At 70.7% G+C, this 19,662-nt stretch carries 19 protein-coding genes; 7 read left to right on the forward strand and 12 right to left on the reverse strand.

Annotation, left to right across the window (positions count from 1 at the left end; all coding sequences use genetic code 11):
* Positions 1 to 161 precede the first annotated feature (161 nt).
* Both AB0G50_RS02555 and AB0G50_RS02560 read right to left on the reverse strand, forming a co-directional pair.
* The gene (locus AB0G50_RS02555; RefSeq protein ID WP_360101430.1) at positions 162 to 890 is read right to left on the reverse strand and encodes an SDR family oxidoreductase; all 729 of its coding nucleotides are present in this window, start codon (positions 888 to 890) and stop codon (positions 162 to 164) included.
* Positions 891 to 953: 63 nt separating this feature from the next.
* Entirely contained in the window at positions 954 to 1,586 is a 633-nt protein-coding gene (locus tag AB0G50_RS02560) for an HAD family phosphatase (RefSeq protein WP_360101432.1), read from the reverse strand.
* Between the two features lie 84 nt (positions 1,587 to 1,670).
* Here AB0G50_RS02560 and AB0G50_RS02565 point away from each other — a divergent pair, with 84 nt between their 5' ends.
* The 4 genes from AB0G50_RS02565 (at position 1,671) to AB0G50_RS02580 (ending at position 7,218) form a co-directional block, all read left to right on the forward strand.
* Positions 1,671 to 2,831: an MFS transporter gene (locus tag AB0G50_RS02565; protein WP_360101434.1), complete on the forward strand. Its 1,161-nt coding sequence runs from the start codon at positions 1,671 to 1,673 to the stop codon at positions 2,829 to 2,831.
* A 63-nt stretch (positions 2,832 to 2,894) separates the two neighbouring features.
* The gene (locus AB0G50_RS02570; RefSeq protein ID WP_360101436.1) at positions 2,895 to 3,281 is read left to right on the forward strand and encodes a hypothetical protein; all 387 of its coding nucleotides are present in this window, start codon (positions 2,895 to 2,897) and stop codon (positions 3,279 to 3,281) included.
* 155 nt (positions 3,282 to 3,436) lie between these two features.
* Complete coding sequence (locus AB0G50_RS02575) at positions 3,437 to 5,542, forward strand: PhoX family phosphatase (protein ID WP_360101438.1); 2,106 nt, start codon at positions 3,437 to 3,439, stop codon at positions 5,540 to 5,542.
* A 995-nt stretch (positions 5,543 to 6,537) separates the two neighbouring features.
* Positions 6,538 to 7,218 carry an SDR family oxidoreductase gene (locus AB0G50_RS02580; RefSeq protein WP_360101440.1) on the forward strand — a complete coding sequence of 227 codons (681 nt, stop codon included), beginning with the start codon at positions 6,538 to 6,540 and terminating at the stop codon, positions 7,216 to 7,218.
* A gap of 122 nt (positions 7,219 to 7,340) precedes the next feature.
* On the opposite strand, the gene AB0G50_RS02585 is transcribed toward AB0G50_RS02580, so the two are convergent.
* The 8 genes from AB0G50_RS02585 to AB0G50_RS02620 all read right to left on the reverse strand — a co-directional run bounded on the left by AB0G50_RS02585 (position 7,341) and on the right by AB0G50_RS02620 (position 15,683).
* On the reverse strand, positions 7,341 to 8,642 hold the full coding sequence (locus AB0G50_RS02585; protein WP_360101442.1) for an amidohydrolase family protein: 1,302 nt from the start codon (positions 8,640 to 8,642) through the stop codon (positions 7,341 to 7,343).
* 34 nt (positions 8,643 to 8,676) lie between these two features.
* Positions 8,677 to 9,837 (reverse strand): histidine kinase, encoded by a 1,161-nt coding sequence (locus AB0G50_RS02590; RefSeq protein WP_360101444.1) that lies wholly within the window; start codon positions 9,835 to 9,837, stop codon positions 8,677 to 8,679.
* 261 nt (positions 9,838 to 10,098) lie between these two features.
* Entirely contained in the window at positions 10,099 to 11,175 is a 1,077-nt protein-coding gene (locus AB0G50_RS02595) for a nitric oxide synthase oxygenase (protein ID WP_360101446.1), read from the reverse strand.
* A 142-nt stretch (positions 11,176 to 11,317) separates the two neighbouring features.
* On the reverse strand, positions 11,318 to 11,959 hold the full coding sequence (gene trmB / locus AB0G50_RS02600) for a tRNA (guanosine(46)-N7)-methyltransferase TrmB (protein WP_360101830.1): 642 nt from the start codon (positions 11,957 to 11,959) through the stop codon (positions 11,318 to 11,320).
* 92 nt (positions 11,960 to 12,051) lie between these two features.
* Positions 12,052 to 12,633 (reverse strand): hypothetical protein, encoded by a 582-nt coding sequence (locus AB0G50_RS02605; RefSeq protein ID WP_360101448.1) that lies wholly within the window; start codon positions 12,631 to 12,633, stop codon positions 12,052 to 12,054.
* Positions 12,634 to 13,011: 378 nt separating this feature from the next.
* Complete coding sequence (locus AB0G50_RS02610; RefSeq protein ID WP_360101450.1) at positions 13,012 to 13,911, reverse strand: ABC transporter ATP-binding protein; 900 nt, start codon at positions 13,909 to 13,911, stop codon at positions 13,012 to 13,014.
* An 80-nt stretch (positions 13,912 to 13,991) separates the two neighbouring features.
* Complete coding sequence (locus tag AB0G50_RS02615; protein WP_360101452.1) at positions 13,992 to 14,753, reverse strand: hypothetical protein; 762 nt, start codon at positions 14,751 to 14,753, stop codon at positions 13,992 to 13,994.
* A gap of 6 nt (positions 14,754 to 14,759) precedes the next feature.
* Complete coding sequence (locus AB0G50_RS02620) at positions 14,760 to 15,683, reverse strand: ATP-binding cassette domain-containing protein (protein ID WP_360101454.1); 924 nt, start codon at positions 15,681 to 15,683, stop codon at positions 14,760 to 14,762.
* A gap of 166 nt (positions 15,684 to 15,849) precedes the next feature.
* On the opposite strand from AB0G50_RS02620, the gene AB0G50_RS02625 reads away from it, so the two are divergent.
* Positions 15,850 to 16,281 (forward strand): PPOX class F420-dependent oxidoreductase, encoded by a 432-nt coding sequence (locus tag AB0G50_RS02625; RefSeq protein WP_360101456.1) that lies wholly within the window; start codon positions 15,850 to 15,852, stop codon positions 16,279 to 16,281.
* Here the strand turns inward: AB0G50_RS02625 and AB0G50_RS02630 are convergent.
* Positions 16,278 to 17,066 (reverse strand): HAD family hydrolase, encoded by a 789-nt coding sequence (locus AB0G50_RS02630; protein ID WP_360101458.1) that lies wholly within the window; start codon positions 17,064 to 17,066, stop codon positions 16,278 to 16,280. The genes AB0G50_RS02625 and AB0G50_RS02630 overlap by 4 nt on opposite strands.
* Positions 17,067 to 17,116: 50 nt before the next feature.
* Between AB0G50_RS02630 and AB0G50_RS02635 the strand changes: the two genes are divergently transcribed.
* Positions 17,117 to 17,689 carry a TetR/AcrR family transcriptional regulator gene (locus AB0G50_RS02635; protein WP_360101460.1) on the forward strand — a complete coding sequence of 191 codons (573 nt, stop codon included), beginning with the start codon at positions 17,117 to 17,119 and terminating at the stop codon, positions 17,687 to 17,689.
* Positions 17,690 to 18,598: an SDR family oxidoreductase gene (locus AB0G50_RS02640; RefSeq protein WP_360101462.1), complete on the forward strand. Its 909-nt coding sequence runs from the start codon at positions 17,690 to 17,692 to the stop codon at positions 18,596 to 18,598.
* A 406-nt stretch (positions 18,599 to 19,004) separates the two neighbouring features.
* On the opposite strand, the gene AB0G50_RS02645 is transcribed toward AB0G50_RS02640, so the two are convergent.
* Positions 19,005 to 19,661 carry a response regulator transcription factor gene (locus tag AB0G50_RS02645; RefSeq protein ID WP_360101464.1) on the reverse strand — a complete coding sequence of 219 codons (657 nt, stop codon included), beginning with the start codon at positions 19,659 to 19,661 and terminating at the stop codon, positions 19,005 to 19,007.
* Position 19,662 lies beyond the last annotated feature (1 nt).

The raw sequence follows: 19,662 nt of genomic DNA on the forward strand, positions 1-19,662 counted from the left end.
CGCGTGACCCCGCGTGACCCCGCGTGACCCCGCGTGACCCCGCGTGACCCCGCGTGACCCCGCGTGACCCCGCGTGACCCCGCGTGACCCCGCGTGACCCCGCGTTGGATTGTTGAACGATTCTACTCTTGAGGAGGGGGATTGTTGAACGATTCTGATGTTCAGCGTTTGGACAGGCGAAGGGATTGCCAGCTGCCATCGGCCGTCCAACCGCCGTCCACCGGCAGCGCGACGCCGTTGATGTAGCCGCTGCGGGTCGGGTCGGACAGGAACGACACGGCCTGCGCGATGTCGTCCGGCTGGGCGAAGCGGGCCAGGGGGACGTGGTCGGTGATGTCCGTGTCCGCGTAATGGCCGCCCGCCTGCGACTCGACGTCCATCTCCGTCTTCACCCACCCCGGGCACACCGCGTTCACCCGCACCCCGCGCCCACCCCACTCCACCGCGAGCGTCCGCGTCAGCCCGATCAACCCGTGCTTGGTCGTGTTGTACGCCGCCCGATCCGCGACCCCGGTCAACCCCGCCACCGACGCGATGTTCACCACCGACCCCGACCCCCGGGCCAGCATCACCCGCCCCAACGCCTGCGTCAGCAGGAACGGCCCGGTCAGGTTCACCGACAGGATCCGCGACCACTGCTCCGTCGTCATGTCCTCGAACGGCACGATGCCCGCGATGCCGGCGTTGTTCACCAGCACGTCCACCCGCGACCCCACCCGCGCCGCCAGTGCCGCGACGTCACCCGGATCAGCGACGTCACCCACCACTCCACCGGGTGTCGGCCGCAGGTCGAACCCGACGACCTCGTACCCCTCGGACCGCAGCAGATCCGCGATCCGCAACCCGATCCCCTGCGCCGCACCGGTGACCACCGCAACTCGTTGACCCATGCCACCGAGGCTAGATCGGAACCACCCGAAGTCGGAGCGGCCCGAAGCCGGAACCGCCCGGGCTCAAAGCAGTCCGGGCAACTCCGCCAACGACCCCAGCACCGACGTCCGGGCGAGCACCACCGGGTCCGGCGGGAAGTGCGGGTTCGGCACCGCGAACACGGTCAGTCCCGCCGCCAACGCCGATTTCAACCCGTTCGTGGAGTCCTCGACCGCCGCCGAGCGCGACGCCGTCACCCCCAGTCGCGCGACGGCGAGCAGGTACACGTCCGGCGCGGGCTTGCCGGCGCCGGCCTCCTCGCTGCTCAACGCCACCCGCACCACGTCGTCCAACCCGGTCGCCCGGAGGAACGACGAGATCAACACCGGCGGCGACGAGGACGCGATCGCCACCGGCACCCGGGAGGCCACCGCCCGGACCACCGAGACCGCGTCCGGCAGCACGGGTGGTCCGGCCGCGTACCGCCTGGTCATCTCCGAGACCACGCCGGACGCGACCTGCGCCGCCGGCAGCCGCACCCCCACCTCCGACACCAGGTACGCCGCCCACTCCGGCGTGCTCATCCCCTGCATCGCCCGCGTCGTATCCGCCGACCACACCCCGCCGTGCGCCGCCGCAAACGCTTGCCGCACCTCGTCCCACACCCGCTCGGAGTCGACGAGCACGCCATCCAGGTCGAACACCACGGCATCCACGCGACCGACCGTACTGCGCCCGCCGGCACCCCGCGTGAACCCACTTACTTAGCTAGGCGAAACAAATAATGTTAGACTAGCTAAGTGAATTTCCTCGACCAACCCCGTCAGGTGTGGGTCACGGCGTTCGCCGCGGTGATCGCGTTCATGGGCATCGGCCTCGTGGACCCCATCCTGTTGTCCATCGCCGAAGGCCTGCACGCGACACCGTCGCAGGTCACCCTCCTGTTCTCCTCCTACCTGGGCGTCCAGGTCCTCGCGATGCTGTTCACCGGCGCGGCGAGCGCACGGTTCGGCGCCAAGCGGACCCTGGTCGTCGGCCTCGCGCTGATCGTCGCGGCCACCCTGCTGTGCGCGCTCGCCGGGACCATCGGCCAACTCGTCGGCCTGCGCGCCGTGTGGGGCCTGGGCAACGCCTTCTTCATCGCCACCGCGCTCAGCGTCATCGTCGGCGCCGCGACCGGCGGCCAGAAGGGCGCGATCCTGCTCTACGAGGCCGCCCTCGGGCTCGGGCTCTCGGTCGGACCGCTGCTCGGCGCCCTGCTCGGCAGCGTGTCCTGGCGCGCGCCGTTCCTCGGCACGGCCGTGCTCATGCTGATCGCGTTCGTGCTCTGCTCCGTGTTCCTCGACGCCGACAGGCCCACCCACCGCGTCGGCCTGCTCGACCCGCTCAAGGCGCTGCGCCACCCCGGCCTGCTGCGCACCGCGCTCGGCTCGGCCCTCTACACGGCCGCGTTCTTCGCGGTGCTGGCGTGGTCGCCGTTCGTGCTGCGGTGGAGCGCGGTCGGGATCGGACTGGTGTTCTTCGGCTGGGGCGCGTGCGTGGCGGTGTCGAGCGTGTGGCTCGCGCCGCGGTTCGCCGACCTGCTGGGCGAACGGCGCGCCACGATCGTGGCGGTGCTCGCGTTCGCGGCGTTGATGCTGGTCATGGCCGTGCCCGACAAGGCGCTGCTGGTCGTCGCGGTGATCGTCAGCGGCCTGGTGTCCGGACTGCTCAACACCCTGTTCACCAGCACGGCGATGAGCGTGAGCCCGGCGCCGCGACCGGTGGCCAGTGCCGGCTACAACTTCCTCCGCTGGCTGGGCGGCGCCGCGGCGGCCACGTTCGTCAGCCACCTCGCCCAGCCGTTCGTGGTCGCCGCGGTGTGCTGCGTGCTCGCCGCCTGCCTGTTGGCGATCGGCCGGGAGGAGGACGCCCCGGTGACCGACGAGGCAGTCCTCGTCGGTGAGGAATTGGTGGGCTGAATTCACCTGAACGTATGACCACGGTGCCTCTCCGGAAGCGGGAACCTGAATCGGGAGGCCTCGATGGCGAACAAGGTGAAGTGGGCGGTGGGCATCGTCGCGGCACTCGTCGTGGCCGGCGCGATCGCCAACGCGGACGACAAGGCGGACGACAAGGCGCCGAGCGGAACACCGACCACTTCGACCACCACCGCGGAGCGCGCGGTCGAGACGTCACCGCCGCCGAAGACCTGCACGGTCCCGAACGTCGTGGGCATGGTCCACCAGACCGCGCAGGACACCATGCAGGCGGCCGGCCTGTACTTCCTCCGCGAGGAGGACGCCACAGGTCAGGGCCGTCTGCTGATCCTCGACCGGAACTGGACGACGGTCGCGCAGAGCGTCGCCGCGGGCCAGGTGGTCGACTGCACGACGACCGTCACGCTGTCCGCCAAGAAGATCGGCGAGTGATCGGTTTTGGACACCTCGCCGACACGCGGCGTGACCAGCCCGTTCCGAAATACCACCCGATAGGTGTTTGCTTTTCGTTCATCCGGTAGCTCCCCAGCGGTGGATTTGCGCACTTACGGTCGCCCAGTTCCCACTGAGCGATTTCGGAGGTCCGTGTGTCCTCATCCACCAATCAGGGTCGGCGCCTGCTGCCCTTGCTGCCCAACCACCCCCTGGGCCGGTCGGCGATCACCTGCAAGTACCGCTGCGGCGACGCGTGCGCCCACGAGGCGCCCAACACCTCGGACAACGCGTACTTCGGTGACGTCGTCGGCGACGTGGTGCGCAGGCGCGGGCTGCTCAAGGCCGGCGCGGTGCTCGCCGTCGCCGGTGCCGGCGCGGGTCTGGTCGGCGCCGGTACCGCCGTCGCGGCCCCGGTCGGCACCGAGGGCGCGGACAAGGTCGAGGCCGCCGACAAGGACCTGGGTGGCGGTCGGCGACGCGACGGGCTGAACTTCACCGCCGTCGCGCCGAACACCGAGGACCGCGTGGTCACCGCGGACGGGTACGACCACTCCGTCGTCATCCGGTGGGGCGACCCGATCCTGCCCGGCGCGCCGAAGTTCGACTTCGACAAGCAGACCGCGGCCGCGCAGGCCCAGCAGTTCGGCTTCAACAACGACTTCTGCGGGCTCGTGCCGCTGGACCGCCACGACCAGTGGCTCATGGTCAGCAACCACGAGTACACCACCGAAGAGTTCATGTTCAAGGACTGGAACGGCGCCGACCCCAAGCGCGAGCACGTCGAGATCGCGTGGGCCGCGCACGGCCTGTCCGTGGTCCTGGTCGAGCGCGACCGCCGCAGCGGCAAGCTGGTCCCCAAGGTCGACCGCCGCTACAACCGCCGCATCACGCTCACCACGCCGTTCAAGGTGACGGGGCCGGCCGCGGGGTCCCAGTACCTCAAGACCAGCGTCGACCCGACCGGCACGAAGGTGTTGGGAACGCAGAACAACTGCGCCGGCGGCGTCACCCCGTGGGGCACGATCCTGTCCGGCGAGGAGAACTTCAACCAGTACTTCGCCAACGGCAACACGGTCACCGACCCGGTCGTCAAGGAGCGCCTCACCCGCTACGGGCTGGTCTCCGGCACGTCGACGCGCAAGTGGGAGAAGTTCGACAAGCGCTTCGACATCGCCCAGGAACCCAACGAGGTCAACCGGTTCGGCTGGATCGTGGAGATCGACCCGCTCGACCCGACCTCGACGCCGGTCAAGCACACCGCGCTCGGCCGGTTCAAGCACGAGGGCGCGAACGTGATCATCGCCCGCGACGGCCGCGTGGTCGCGTACATGGGCGACGACGAGCGCTTCGACTACATGTACAAGTTCGTGTCGGACGGGAAGTACAAGCCGGGCAACAGCCGGTTCGCCCGTGAGCACAACAAGAAGCTGCTCGACAAGGGCACGCTGTACGTCGCGAAGTTCACCGGCGACTCGCCGGCGGGCGAGTTCGACGGCACCGGCAAGCTCCCGGCCGACGGCGAGTTCGACGGCACCGGCGAGTGGATCCCGCTGGTGTCGGGCGACAAGTCCTTCGTGCCCGGCTTCACCGCCGAGGAGGTCTACGTCTTCACCCGCCTGGCCGCCGACAAGGTCGGCCCGACGAAGATGGACCGCCCCGAGGACGTCGAGCCGAACCCGCGCAACCGCCGCGTGTACGCCGCGCTGACCAACAACACCGACCGCGGCAAGGCGGGCAAGGAAGGCGCGACCGAGATCAACCCGCGCGTCGGCAACAAGCACGGGCACGTGCTGGAGCTCGAGGAGAAGCGCGGTGACAACACGGCGCTGACGTTCTCCTGGAAGCTGCTGCTGGTGTGCGGCGACCCGACGTCCGCGGACACGTACTTCGGCGGCTACGACAAGACCCAGGTCTCGCCGATCTCGTGCCCGGACAACGTCGCCTTCGACTCCCACGGCAACCTGTGGATCTCGACCGACGGCAACGCCCTGAAGTCCAACGACGGCTTGTTCGCCGTCCCGGTCGAGGGCAAGTACCGCGGCCACCTGAAGCAGTTCCTGACCGTGCCGAAGGGCGCGGAAACCTGCGGCCCGTGGATCGAGGACGACTTCGTCCTGGTCTCGGTCCAACACCCGGGCGAAATCGACGGCGCCTCGGCGAACAACCCCCTTTCCCACTGGCCCGACGGCGGCACCTCCCAACCCCGTCCGGCCGTGGTCGTGTCCTGGAAGAAGGACCGCGGCCGAGTCTGCGGCTGACCACCCCGGCCACCCCGACGCCTGCCGCACACCACCCCGCGGCAGGCGTCGGCGGCTCGACCGGTGCTCATGGAATGGCTCTGCGGCAGGCGTTCGCCGCGCGACGGACACCCACAGCGCTACGGCAGGCGTTCGCCGCGCTCGACCTGTGCCCACCACGCGGCGGCAGGCACCCGCAGAGCCCGACGCACCCGCAGAGCCCGCAGCGCCCGACGCACCCGCTGTGCCAGCCGCGTGCCGGCACCACAGCGGAGCAACCGTGCTCACACGCCGCCCGCCCGCCACCTGCGCGCCCCCGCAGCGCCCTGTGACCAGCTCGGCCACCTTGCAGTCGTTAGACCTCTGCGCTTTTTGTGTGCCGGCGACCACCTCGCTGTCCTGCACCCCTCGGCGACCCACAACTCCCGACTTCCGCGCCTCTGGGACTCTGCTCCCCTCCGACCCGCGACTCCGACGGCCCCGCTACCCCAGCAGCCCCGCTACCCCAGCGGCCCCTGCGATCCGCGACCTCCGCTCACCTGCGACTCCGGCAGCGCCGCCCCTGCGCTCCTGGTCCTTGCTCCTGGCCACCGCGACACCGGCAGTCTGTAACTCCGGCAGTCTGCGACTCTGGAAGCCCTCGACTCCGGCAGCCCCCGACCCCTGCGCCCTCCTGCGCCCTTTCGCCTTGGCGGCCTGGGATTTCGGCAGCGCGACCGCCTCGCGACTTCGGCGTGACCCGGCGCTGCCCAGCGTGACCCAGGGCGGCCCAGCGTGACCCAGCGTGACCCGGGCGCAGCCCGGAGCGGCCGCTTGGCAGCTGGCAGGCGAGCGGCCCGTCTGCGTGTGGATTGTTGAACGATTGAATCGTTGGATCAGTCAACCAGGCCAGTCATTGTTCAATGAGGGGATTGTTCAACGATTTGGTGGTTGGATTGTTGAACAAGGGGACATGGGGGAAGTAGGTGGATGGGAACACGCCGGGCGGGCGGCAGGTGGCGGATAGGGTCGCGGGTATGAGTCGACCTGTCGGTCTGATCACTGGTGCTTCCCGGGGAATCGGTGCGGCGGTGGCGCGAGCGCTCGCGTCTACGCACGATCTTTTGTTGGGTGGTCGGGATGTTGACGCGTTGAACGATCTGGCCGGGACGTTGCCGGGTGCGACGCCGTGGCCGGTGGAGTTGGGGGATTCGGCGCAGGTCGCCCGGGCCGTGGAGGGCCTCGAGCGGCTGGATGTCCTGGTGCACAGCGCCGGGGTCGCCGAACTCGGGCCGTTGGCGGAGGCCGGGGCGGACGTGTGGCGGCGGACGTTGGAGATCAACGTGGTGGCCGTGGCCGAGTTGACGCGGCTCACGCTTCCGCTGTTGCGGGCGGCGCGGGGCGACGTGGTGCTGATCAACTCCGGTGCCGGGCTCCAGGCGAACCCCGGATGGGGCGTGTACGCGGCGAGCAAGTTCGCGTTGAAGGCGTTCGGCGACGCGCTCCGCGCCGAGGAGCCGGCCCTGCGGGTGTCCTCGATCCACCCCGGACGCACCGACACCGACATGCAGCGGGACGTCCGGGCGCAGGAGTCCGGCGCCTACGAGCCCGACAACTACCTGACCGCGGAGTCCGTCGCCGACGCGGTGAAGCACGTGGTGCTCGCGCCGAACGACGCGCACTTCACCCAGGTCGTCCTCCGACCGCGCCCCCGGTGACCCGCCGACCGCAACCGGCCCGCCGACCGCAGGCCCGACCGCTCAGCCGACCGAAAGCCTGATCGCCCGAAAGCCCGACCGGCCGAAGCCCGCGCAACGAACAAGAACCCCAAGGCAACCGCCTACCGCAGCCGCCGAGCCACCTCACGCACCCCGGCCTGCGCCTCCCGCCGGTCCACCAGCGTGGTCTCCCCACCGGCGACCACCTGCTCCCCACCCACCCACACGTCCTTGACCCGCCGGGTCCCCGAAGCCCACACCAGGTTCGCCAGCACCTGCGAGTCGGGCGCGTCCAACCCGGTCGCGAAGGCCGGGTCGTCCACGTCCACATGCACCACGTCCGCCCACCGCCCCACCTCCAGGGCACCCAGGTCGTCCCGCCCCAACGCCGCCGCCCCGCCCCGGGTCGCCAGCAGCAACGCGTCCGCCGCCCGCATCGACGTCGCGTCGGCCGTGGTCACCCGCGACAGCAACGCCGCCAACCGGGCCTCCTCGAACAGGTCGAGGTCGTCGTTCGACGCGGGCCCGTCCGTGCCCAACCCGACGGCCACCCCCGCGTCCAGGTACTGCCGCAGCGGCGCGATCCCGGACGCCAGCTTGGTGTTCGACCCCGGGCAGTGCGCGACGCCGACACCGTGCGCGGTGTAGATCGACACGTCCTCCGGCGACAGGTGCACCGAGTGCGCCGACAGCACCCGCCCGCCCAGCACCCCCGAGGCCTCCAGCAGCCGCGGCACGGAGCCGTGGGACGCGCGCTGCGCCTGGTCCTCGTCCGGCGACTCGGCCACGTGGATCTGGAGCAGCGCCCCGCGCGACCGGGCCTCGTCCGCGACCGCGCCCAGCGCCTCCGGCGACAGCACGTACGCCGAGTGCGGCCCGTAACCCAGCTCGACCCGCTCGTGCGGCCCGAACCGCAGCCCGTCGGCGTCGATCCACCGGCTGATCTCGTCGGTCATCGGCTTCCACGGCAACCCGGGCAGGTCCATGATCGCCCCGCCGAACAGCACCCGGGACCCGGCCGCGAGCACCGCGTCGACCAGTTGCTCGCCGTGGAAGTACATCTCGGCGCTGGTGGTCACGCCGTTGCGCAGCATCTCGACCGCGCCCAGCAGCTGCCCGGCCCGGATGTCCGACGGCCGCATCTTCGCCTCGGCGGGCCACATCGCCTCGCGCAGCCACCGCAGCAGCGGCAGGTCGCCGCCGAGCCCGCGCAGCACCACCATCGGGCTGTGCGCGTGGGCGTTCACCAAGCCGGGCAACAGGATCCCGGTCAGCTCGCGCACCTCTCCGGCGAACGCGGGCGCGGTGGCGAGCGGACCGACGTGCACGACCCGACCGCCGTCGACGTCGACCACGGCGTCGCGCAGGACGGAGCACTCGGGGTCGCACGGCAGGACGACGGGTGCGTGGAGGCGAAGCGGCATACCGGGATCCTGCCGCACGACCACCGCGCCGGCACTATGCGATCGGCAACTCGGCGCGCACCTGCCACCCGCCCGACGCGATCCGCCCGGCGGTGAACCGACCGCCGAGCAGCTCCACCCGCTCGCGCATGCCGATCAGCCCGAATCCGCCGGACCCGCCGACCGGCGCCGACCGGCCCTCGCGCCCGTCGTCGGTCACCAGCACGACGACCGCGTCGTCGACCACCGTCACCGAAACGTCCACAAGGGACACTCCCTCGGCGTGCTTCCGGCTGTTGGTCAAGGATTCCTGCACCAACCGCAGCACCGAGCGCTCCAACGACGTCGGCACGTCCGAGGGCAGGTCCACCCGCAGTCGCACGGGCTGGCCGGACTCCTCCACCACCGCCCGCACGTCCCGCGCCAGGTCGTTGGACGCCGCCGGCGCGTCCGCCTCGTTGCCCCGCAACGTGCCGACGAGCCTCCGCATCGCGGTCAGCGCCTCGTTGCCCGACGACACGATCACCGGCAGCACCTCCTGCGCCGCGCCGGGAACCGCCTGCGCGGCCTGCGCGTGCACCACGATCCCGGTGACGTAATGCGCCACCACGTCGTGCAGCTCGCGCGCCAGCGCCATCCGCTCGGCGTGCTGCGCGGCGGCCACCTCGGCGCGCACGGCGGTCGACCGCTCCCGGTCGCGCGCCCGGAAGTACAGGCCGGTGCCCACGGCCAGCACCAGCACGATCGTCAGCGCCACGACCTCCTGGAGCACGTCCGGCCCGGCGAAGTCGTACTTCGCGGCATACCGCTCCCAGTAGGGCGGCCGGATCCACTGCGTGACGAATGCCGCCGCCACCAGCACCAGGGGTCCGAGGACGGCCCGCGCGGGCGAGGCCTGCCGCACCGCGATCGCGATCAGCGCCATCGACGCCGCGCCCTCGGACACCACCAGCCCGCCGGTGAACGGCACGGACGACGGCGTGTCCGCGAGCCGCAGCACCACCGACGACGCGAGCAGCGCGGTCGCCGCGGCCAGGCAGGCGTCGAACGGGCGGCGTGGCGCGACGATCGCCAGCACGGACACCGCCGCCGTGCCCGGGAACTGCCACCAGGGCGCGTCGCCGAAGGTCTCGAGGGCGAGCAGGAAGGCGAGCGCGCCCGCGAGCGGCCACTGCCGTCGGGCGAGCGCGCGCCAGCCGAGGTCCGAGCTGTCCACGAGACGTCACGGTAGGTCGTCCACCGCGGGAACGCGTCCGACCCCGGTATCGCGGCGGGTCAGCCGGAGGTCTGACCCGAACACGCGCGGTTGTACCCCACTGGCCGATGTCGGATGACGTTTCCGGGGGTGACCCTGGAAACGAAGTCGGGGAAAGGAGGAATGGCCATGTTCACCACGGTGGCGACCTGGATCGGTGCGGGGATCGGCCTGTTGGTGCTGGTGCTGATGGCCCTCGCGGGCGTGATCACGGATTCGTAGTCAGACCAGCTCCGCGATCGCCGGGTGCGGTCGGGTGGTTTCCGCCGGGGAAGCGGAGAACCGCCCGGGGCCGCCGGCGCGGGCGCGGTGGGCCGCGGCGTGGTCGAGCCGGAACGCGGGCCGGTTGCCGGCCGACCTCTGCCGCGACCGCAGCCAGGACAGCCGGTGCCGCGATTCGGCGTGGTGGTCGGTGATGGTGACCTGCGCCAGGTCGAACGAGTGCAGCACGGCCCGGTTGAGCTCGACCACCGCGCGGTCGCGCCACAGCGAGCGCTCGGTGGACGTGTCGAGGCCCAGTGCCTCGGCGACCTGCCGCGCGGCGCCGTAGGCGTGCTCGTCGCCGAGGCTGCGGGCGCCGATCTCCGAGCCGACGAACCACGAGTTGAACGGCGCGGCGGGGTAGTTCACGCCGCCGATGTCCATCCGCATGTTCGTGATCACCGGCACGCTGTGCCAGCGCAGCCCGAGCCGCCCGAACCACGGCAGGTCGGGGTGCTCCAGGCACACCTCGTGCACGACGTCGCCCGGCAGGGTGAACAGCCGCGGTCCCTCGTGCGCGGTCTCGACCACGATCGGCAACGGGTCGAACGCGGTCGGCATGGCCGGCGGGCGCCAGCCGAGGTGCGTCACGGCCTCGGTGAACGCGGTGTAGCGGCGGTCGCCGGAGCCGTCGGGGTGACCCGCGTACCGGACCAGCTGCTCGTTCCACACGCACGGCCCCGGCCCGCCCGGCGAGTCCGGCGCGAACACGGTGACCAGCGGCCGGATCCGACCGCCGTTGGTGGCGAGCCGGAGGTGCTCGACGCACTCGGCGGCCACCGCGGCGGCGTTGCGCAGCCCGCGCAGGTCGCGCACCTTGAGCCGGCGCCACGGCAGTCCGCTCGTGCACCAGCCGCTGTCCCGCAGCGCGATGCGCGCGCCGTAGTTCAGCTCGGGCGTGGTGTGCCGGTACGTGCCGGTGGCGTCGATCTCGGCGCGGACCTCGGCGAGTCTGGGTCCGACGGCCCCGGCTTCCGGGTGGGCGATGTGGAACATCCGGAGGAAGGCCTCCGCGACGTCCAGGATGTCAGCGGTCACGGCTGGTGACCGTAATGACGAAACCTCGTCACCCGTCACTGCCAGAAGGGGCACCCGGACTGATCATGTTCCCTCGCCCGATGGGGTGACGGAACGACGAGGAGTCCACGTCACCCCGCCGGGACCGGACTTGAGTACCCGGTCAGGTGGTCTCGATCCGGGTGAACATGAGGTCGCGGCTGATCCGCTCCTCCTCCACGGCCCGCTGCTCGAACTTCGTCACCGGCCGCCAGTCGGGGCGCGGCGCCCACGACTCGTGCGGGTTGCGCAGCAGCGGTTCGGCGGAGCAGACCTCGAGCATCTGCTCGGCGTAGTGCTCCCAGTCCGTGGCCAGGTGCAGCGTGCCGCCGACCTCCAGCCGGGTGGCGAGCAGTCGCACGAACTCCGGCTGCACGAGCCGCCGCTTGTGGTGCTTCTTCTTGGGCCACGGGTCGGGGAAGAAGATCCGCACGCCGTGCAACGAGCCCTCGGGCACGTGCTCGGTCAGCAGGTCGACGGCGTCACCCCGGAACACCCGAAGGTTCGTGACCTGCAACGACTCGGCGCGCATCAGCAGTTGGGCGACACCGGGCTTGTAGACCTCGACGGCGACGTAGTTCAGCTCGGGCGCGGCGGCGACCAGTTGCGACGTGGTCTCGCCCATGCCCGAGCCGATCTCCAGCAGCACGGGTGCCTCGCGGCCGAACCAGGACGTGAAGTCCACGGGACCGGCCGGGAGCGCCTTGACCTCGCGGCCCAGACGCTCCCAGTGGCGGTCCCAGGCGCGTTCCTGCCCGACCGTCATCCGCTCGCCGCGTTGCACGTAGGACACGACGGAACGGTGGTGGGCAGGTCGCTCTCGGCTGGACGTCACGGGCGTACAGCCTAGGTGGTGCGCTAGGCGATGTTCTCCAGGTCCTCGATCTGCTCGCGCAGGCCGGCGGGGGTGAACTCGATCGGGTGGCGCTGCCCGTGTCCGCGGTGCGCGGGGAGCAGGTCCACGAAACCGGTGTGGCGGTCGGTGAACTGGACGGTGGTGGGTTCGGCCGGGCCGTACACGCCGCTTTCCGACGGCACGAACTCCCAGTAGCCGACCTCGCCCTCGGAGGCCCACGGCACGAACACCCAGCCCGGGCGTTCGGCCAGCAGCGCGGTCACCTCGTCCTCGACGGCGAACGCCGCCGCGCGCGAGGCGATCCGGCCGCGGTCGAGCGCGCGCAGCCACCACGGTGCGGGCGCCTGCGCCCCGACGGCGCGGAACAGGGTGAGGACCTGGTCCTCGTCCGCCCGGTGGATCCAGGCTCGACGGTTCTGCGCGGGCGAGTCGGCGATGCCGACGCCACCCGCGGGTTCGATGGCGGACGACCACTCGAGCGCGAGCATCGGCTCGACGCGCAGGGCGTGGTCTCGTTGCCGTGGCAGCTTCTTGGACTTGGTGGCCGACGGGTCGGCGTTCACGTCCGGATCAAGCACCGTCACGGGTTCACCTCCGGGGGTTCCTTGACGGGGGTAGCCGAATTCGCGTGCGGTACACCTCCGCCTCACGATTCGTCACTTTCCATCTGACCGGCTTCAGAACCACTTGTCTCGCCGATGTGCGGGAGTTCACGTGGTCTTAACGAACCCCTTACTCCACTTGCCGTCGCGGACATATTCGAAACATCACCGACATGGAATAGCTGTGACCTCACCCACAGGGCTGACCAGGGCGGACTTCCACCAACAGGGCGCACCGGAAGAAAACAAAAACCGTCGGAACCACTCGCCCTTACCCCGAAAACGCACCACGCAAACCCGCGCGGCCACCACTCGGAGTCCGCGAGTGGTCCACTCCCGGACTCCGGGGCGCGAACGGCCCTACTCGGCCCCGTGGTACTCCACGGATTCCTTGGTCAACTGCATGAACGCCTCTTCGAGCGAACCGCGCTGCGGGCTCAACTCGTGCAGCGTGATCCCGTTGGACGCGGCCAGCTCGCCGATCCGGGCGGGCTCGAGGCCGTGCACCACGATCGAGCCCTCGACGTCGTCCACCCGCGCGTCGTCGCCGAGCAGCGCGCGCAGCCGGTCCAGCTCGGGCGACCGCACCTTCACGGTGTCCTCGGTGGCGTCCTGGATGAACTGCTCGGTCGACGTCTGGGAGATCAGCCTGCCGCGCCCGATCACGATCAGGTCCTGCGCGGTCTGCGCCATCTCCGACAGCAGGTGCGAGGACACGAACACGGTCCGACCCTGGTCGGCGAGCCGGTGCAGGAACTGGCGGATCCACAGGATGCCCTCGGGGTCGAGCCCGTTGACCGGCTCGTCGAACAGCAGCACCTCCGGGTCGCCCAGCAGGGCTCCCGCGATGCCCAGGCGCTGCGACATGCCGAGCGAGAACCCGCCCGCGCGCTTGCCTGCCACCGAGGTCAACCCGACGACGTCGAGCACCTCGTCCACCCGCCGGTAGGAGATGCCGTTGGACTTGGCGAGCCACCGCAGGTGCGCCCGCGCGGACCGGTTGGGGTGCACCCACTTCGCGTCCAGCAGCGCGCCCACCTTGGTCAGCGGCCTGGCCAGCGACGTGTAGGGCTTGCCGTCGATCAGCACCCGGCCCGCGGTCGGCCGGTCCAGCCCGAGGATCATCCGCATGGTGGTGGACTTGCCCGCGCCGTTGGGCCCGAGGAACCCCGTCACCCGCCCCGGCGCCACGGTGAACGACAGGTCGTCCACCGCCACGGTCTTCCCGTAGTGCTTGGTCAGTCCGGTTGCTTCGAGCATGATTCCCCCGACTCCCGAAAGTAGCCGAAGGGGGCTCGAACCACCCCCCGAAAGTGGTTCGAGCCCCCCGTCCGGACGAGCTACGCGTCCCGCCGCTTCGCGACCACGAGCGAGATCACGAACACCGCCAGCGCGATGCCGACGAAGTACCCGAGCGAACCCCACGGGCTCAGCTCGCCGATCGCGGGCGGACCCGCGCCCTCCGGCAGCGAACCGGGGTCCGGGCTGCCGTAGATGAACTTGTTGGCGACCGTGAACGGCATCCACTTCTGGATGTCGTCGCCGATCTTGGGGATGAGGCCGACCACGCTTTCCAGCACCAGCGCGAACACCAGGATGATCGACACCGCGCCGGCGGTCTGCCGCACCAGCGTGCCGACGCCGACCGCGAGGATCGCGCCCGCCGCGTAGACCAGGCCGATGCCGGCGACGTGCCGCCAGTCGTTGGCCGAGTTCAGCGCGAGCTGCGAGGTGTCCTTGGCCAGCAGGTTGCTCAGGCCCCACGAGCCGAACCCGACGGCCTCGCCGACCAGGCCCGCGAGCAGCGTCACCACGACGGCCTTGGCCACCAGTGCCGACACCCGGTCGGGCACCGCCTGGAAGGTGGAGCGGATGGTGCCGAAGCGGTATTCGGTGGTCACCGCGAGTGCGGCCATCACCATGATGACGTAGAGCCCGAACGTGTAGGTGAACACGGTGCCGATCACGGGCATCGGCGAGTCCTGCCAGTTCGCCGCGATGATCCCGGTGATGCCGACGGTCAACCCCAGCGCCAGGAGCATGCACCACCACGGCGACCGCGTGGAGAAGAGCTTGATCCGTTCAACGGCGAGCAGAGTCATCCCGGTTCACTTCCCCGTCTCGGTGGTGATTTCGGTGTGGTACTCGACCGAATCGCCGGTGAGCTGCATGAAGGCCTGTTCGAGTGAACCGCGCTGCGGGCTCAACTCGTGCAACACCACGCCGGTGGACCCGGCGATATCCCCGATCTGGTCGCTCGTCGCTCCCGAGACGGTGAGCGAGCCGTCGGAGTCCTCACGGACCGTGAAGCCCTTGTCGATGAGCATCGCGCCCAGCTTGTCGGCGTGCGGGCTGCGGACGCGGACCGTGTTCTCGGTCGAGCGCTCCACGAACTCCTCGGTCGTGCTCTGCGAGATCAGCTTGCCGCGCCCGATCACGACCAGGTCCTGCGCCGTCAGCGCCATTTCGGACAACAGGTGCGAGGACACCAGCACCGTCCGACCCTCGGCCGCGAGTCCCTGCATGAAGTGGCGGATCCAGAGGATTCCCTCCGGGTCCAACCCGTTCACCGGTTCATCGAACAGCAATACTTTCGGGTCACCCAGAAGTGCGCCCGCGATGCCGAGGCGCTGCGACATGCCGAGCGAGAAACCGCCCGCGCGCCGCTTGGCGACCTTGGTGAGGCCCACGAGGTCGAGCACCTCGTCCACCCGCTGGGTCGACAGGCCGTTCGACTTCGCCAGCCACCGCAGGTGCGCGTGCGCGGACCGGTTGGGGTGCACCCACTTCGCGTCCAGCAGCGCGCCGACCTTGGTCAGCGGGCGGTCGAGCTTGGCGTACGGCTGCCCGTCGATCAGCACCCGGCCCGCCGTCGGCCGGTCGAGGCCGAGGATCATCCGCATGGTGGTGGACTTGCCCGCGCCGTTCGGCCCGAGGAACCCCGTCACCCGGCCGGGCGCCACGGTGAACGACAGGTCGTCGACGGCGACCGTGTTGCCGTAGCGCTTGGTGAGGCCGATCGCCTCGATCATCGTTTCTCCCCTTCGCTTCCCCCGGTACCCGGGTACTTTGCCCGAACGGGGGACGCAACCGCATCGTTCTGTAGTTGACGACGGCGTGCGACTTCCGTCTAAGGGTGCCGGAAACCTCGGTTGCAGCAATCAGTGATGACCCTGAGTCGTCCCCTACTGTTCGGTCATGGGTTACACCGACGCGCCCGACGGCTGGTGGCGCGAGTTCGTCACGGCCACGCCCCGCACCGGCAAGCTGGCGGTCGTCCGCAAGGACGGCACCCCGCACGTGTCACCGATCTGGGTGGACGTGGACGGCAGCTCGCTCGTCTTCACCACGCACCGCGACTCGATCAAGGGTCGGGCCATCCTCCGCGACGGCCGGGTGTCGGTGTGCCTGGACGACGAGCGGCCGCCGTTCTCCTTCGTCACGGTGACCGGCCGGGCCGAGGTCGTGGCCGACCCGGAGCAGGTCCGCTACTGGGCGGGCCGGCTCGGCGCCCGGTACATGGGCGCCGAGCGGGCGAACGAGTTCGCCGAGCGCAACGGTGTGGACGGCGAACTCGTCGTGTACGTCCGCGACGCGCGGATCGTGGCCAAGGTCGACGTCGCGGACTAGAAGTACCGGTCGAGCACCTGCGCCAGGCCGTCCTCCAGGACGGTCGCGGTGACGGTGTCGGCCACCTCGCGGACGGTGGCAGGCGCCTGGCCCATCGCCACGCCGTGCCCGGCCCACCGCAGCATCTCGAGGTCGTTGTGCCCGTCGCCGACGGCGAGCGCGTCGGCCGGGTCGACGGCCAGGTCCGCGCACAGCCGCGCCAGCGCCGCGCCCTTGGTGACGCGCGGTGGTGCGAGCGTGAGCCAGGCCAGGGTGTGGTCGACCGACGCCTGCACGCCGGGCAGCTCCACGTCCAGCAGGCGCAGCGCCAACTCCTCGGGCGTGTGGTCGAGCCAGTGCACCACCAGCCGCGACGTCGGTGTCGCGACCAGCCCGGCCTCGTCCACGTGCCGGGTCTCGCCCCACAGGTTGCCCGGCGGGAACGTGCCGAGCGACAGGTTGCCGACGCCGGTGACCTCCGCGCCGAACACCGCGCCCGGCAGCAGGTCCCGCAGCAGCCGGACGGCCGGGCCGGGGTCGAACGTGACCTGCCGGACCACCTCGCCGGACGTCGTGTCCCACCAGACCGCGCCGTTGGAGCAGATCGCCGTGCTGCCGCGCAGGTCCAGGTCCGCGACCACCTTGCGGGTGCCGATCAGGCTGCGGCCGGTGGCGAGGACGACGCGCGCCCCGTGGTCGACGGCCCGGCGGATCGCGGCGTGGACGGCGGGCGCGATCTCCTCCCGACCCTCGCGGGTGATCGTCCCGTCGATGTCGAGCGCGATGAAGTGCGGTCTCCAGGTCACGTGGCACCACCCTAATGGCGGACATTAATGAATCGTGGTTCACTAACGGCGTGGCACGACCGAAGACCATCACCGACGAGCGCCTCCTCGCCGCCGCCGCGCACGTGATCGGCGTGCGGGGTCCGGGTTTCACCGTCGCCGAGGTGGCGGCGCGGGCCGGGGTGGCGGTGGGTACGGTGGCGGGCCGGTTCGGCTCGAAGTCCGGCCTGCTCCAGGCGTTGACCAGGCAGGAGAGCGCCGCGCTCGTCGAGCGGATGCGGGCGGCCGCGGTCGGCCTGGCACCGCTGGAGGGCCTGCGCGCCGGGCTGGTCGCGTGGTTCATGCCGGGCATGACCGACCCGACGACCACCGGCAACCACCTGGCGCAGCTCGGTGCGGACCTGATCGACCCGGAGCTGCGGGCGCTGCTGGCCGAGTTGTACGAGGCGACGTTCGGCGCGGTGCTGGAACTGGTGCGCGCCGTGCCGTTGCCGCGCGGGCCGGCACCCGAGCGCGCGGCCCGGGTGCTCACCGGGTTGGTCTACGGCGTGTCGATGGACTGGTCGATCCGGCCGCGCGGCGAGTTGGTCGCGCGGTTGGCGGAGGACGTGGACGCGGTGCTCGACGCGTGGAAGGGGAAGTAGATGGAGTCGTTGCAGGGCAAGGCGGTCGTGGTGGCGGGTGCCACCCGGGGTGCGGGGCGCGCGATCGCGGTGGAGCTGGGCGCCGCGGGTGCGACGGTGTTCGTCGGCGGGCGGTCGACGCGCGGGCGGAAGTCGGTGATCGGGCGGGACGAGACGATCGAGGAGACCGCCGAGCTGGTCACCGCCGCGGGCGGTCGCGGCGTCGCGATCCGGTGCGATTTCACCGATCCGGCCGACGTCGACGCGTTCCGCGCGGCGGTGGAGTCCGAAGTGGACGGTCTGGACGTGCTGGTGGACGACGTGTGGGGCGGCGAGCTGGACACCCAGTTCGGCCCGTTCTGGGAACAGGACCTGACCCGCCAGCTCCGCCTGTGGGACAACAGCGTCCGCGCCCACCTCGTGACGCTGCACCGCCTGCTGCCGTTGTTGGTGCGCAAGCCGGGCGGCCTGCTGGTGGAGGTGACCGACGGCGACAACGACGAGTACTACCCGGGATCCCTGGCCTACGACTCGGTGAAGGTCGCCATCCGCCGCTTCGGCACCGTGCTGGCGAAGGAGTTGGAACCCCACGGCGGCACGTCGGTCGCGGTGACCCCGGGCTTCCTGAGGTCGGAGCAGATGCTCGACCACTTCGGCGTGACGGAGGAGAACTGGCGCGACGCGATTGCCCAGGAACCCCACTACGCGCTGTCCGAAACCCCGTACTACCTGGCCAGGGGCATCAGGGCACTGGCCGAGGACCCCACCCGAAACCGCTTCACCGGCCAGGCCCTCGCCTCCTGGACCCTGATGCACGAGTACGCCACCACCGACCTCGACGGCTCCCGCCCCGACTGGGGCCGCTGGTACCGCGAGATCGTCCAGCCGGGCAAGGACCCGAAGGAAGCCGACGCCTCCCTCTACCGCTGACCCCCGGTCCAGCCGATCCGCGGAATCCCACCGACCGCTGCTCTAACACCGGGCCGCTGCTCTCACATCGGGGCCGCAGCTCTCACGCCGGCCGCTGCTCTCACGCCGGGCCGCAGCCCCACACTCCAACCGCAGGGCTACCGCGGGGCCTCGACCGCGGACCCACCGCCGGCACCGCAACCTTGACGCGGTTGCCCAGGGCGGGGCTACCGCGGGGGCCTTGATCGCAGACCCACCGGCACCCTCGCCCTACCTTCCCATCGTTCAACAATCCGGCAATCCAACAATCCAACAATGCCGCAATCCGACAACCGGCAGGCAGGCCATCCCTGCCTGCCGTTCGGCGTCGTGAGGATTGTTGAACAATGGGGTGATAGAACGTGTGAACTGTCGAGCGGGTGAACGATCAGACGTCGCCGGGGCGCACCAGGCCGGTTTCGTAGGCCAGGACCACGGCTTGCACGCGGTCCCTCAGCTCCAGCTTCGCCAGGATCCGGCCGACGTGGGTTTTCACCGTCGCCTCCGACAGGAACAGCTTGCGGGCGATCTCCGTGTTGGACAGGCCCTTCGCGATCAGGACCAGGACTTCGCGCTCGCGTTCCGTCAACGCGTCCAGCACCGACGCGTCCCGAAGCTCGCCGCCCCCGTCGCCCAGGAACCGCGACAGGAGACGTTTCGTCACGGACGGCGACACCACCGCGTCCCCCGACGCCACCGCGCGCAGCGCCGACACCAGGTCACCCGGAGGGGTGTCCTTCAACAGGAACCCGCTGGCCCCGTTGCGCAGCGCCGACAGCGCGTACTCGTCCATGTCGAACGTCGTCATCACCAACACCCGCGAGGTACCGGCCTCGGTGATCCGCTTGGTCGCCTCCACCCCGTCCAGCACCGGCATCCGCACGTCCATCAGCACCACATCGGGCCGCAGCGCGGCGGACATGTGCACGGCGTCCAGCCCGTCACCCGCCTCGCCCACCACGTCGATGTCCTCCTGCGCGCCGAGCACCATCCGGAACCCCATGCGCATCAGCTCTTGGTCGTCGACGAGCAGTACCCGAATCACA

The sequence above is a fragment of the Actinosynnema sp. NPDC020468 genome (assembly GCF_040642015.1).
Lineage (GTDB): Bacteria > Actinomycetota > Actinomycetes > Mycobacteriales > Pseudonocardiaceae > Actinosynnema.

What these genes read in the sequence shown, in the direction of transcription:
- AB0G50_RS02610 (WP_360101450.1), bottom strand. Translation starts at nt 13,911, where the DNA reads ATGCTCGAAGCAACCGGACTGACCAAGCACTACGGGAAGACCGTGGCG.
- trmB (WP_360101830.1), bottom strand. Translation starts at nt 11,959, where the DNA reads ATGACGGTCGGGCAGGAACGCGCCTGGGACCGCCACTGGGAGCGTCTG.
- AB0G50_RS02570 (WP_360101436.1), top strand. Translation starts at nt 2,895, where the DNA reads ATGGCGAACAAGGTGAAGTGGGCGGTGGGCATCGTCGCGGCACTCGTC.
- AB0G50_RS02585 (WP_360101442.1), bottom strand. Translation starts at nt 8,642, where the DNA reads ATGCCGCTTCGCCTCCACGCACCCGTCGTCCTGCCGTGCGACCCCGAG.
- AB0G50_RS02580 (WP_360101440.1), top strand. Translation starts at nt 6,538, where the DNA reads ATGAGTCGACCTGTCGGTCTGATCACTGGTGCTTCCCGGGGAATCGGT.
- AB0G50_RS02625 (WP_360101456.1), top strand. Translation starts at nt 15,850, where the DNA reads ATGGGTTACACCGACGCGCCCGACGGCTGGTGGCGCGAGTTCGTCACG.
- AB0G50_RS02620 (WP_360101454.1), bottom strand. Translation starts at nt 15,683, where the DNA reads ATGATCGAGGCGATCGGCCTCACCAAGCGCTACGGCAACACGGTCGCC.
- AB0G50_RS02555 (WP_360101430.1), bottom strand. Translation starts at nt 890, where the DNA reads ATGGGTCAACGAGTTGCGGTGGTCACCGGTGCGGCGCAGGGGATCGGG.
- AB0G50_RS02615 (WP_360101452.1), bottom strand. Translation starts at nt 14,753, where the DNA reads ATGACTCTGCTCGCCGTTGAACGGATCAAGCTCTTCTCCACGCGGTCG.
- AB0G50_RS02640 (WP_360101462.1), top strand. Translation starts at nt 17,690, where the DNA reads ATGGAGTCGTTGCAGGGCAAGGCGGTCGTGGTGGCGGGTGCCACCCGG.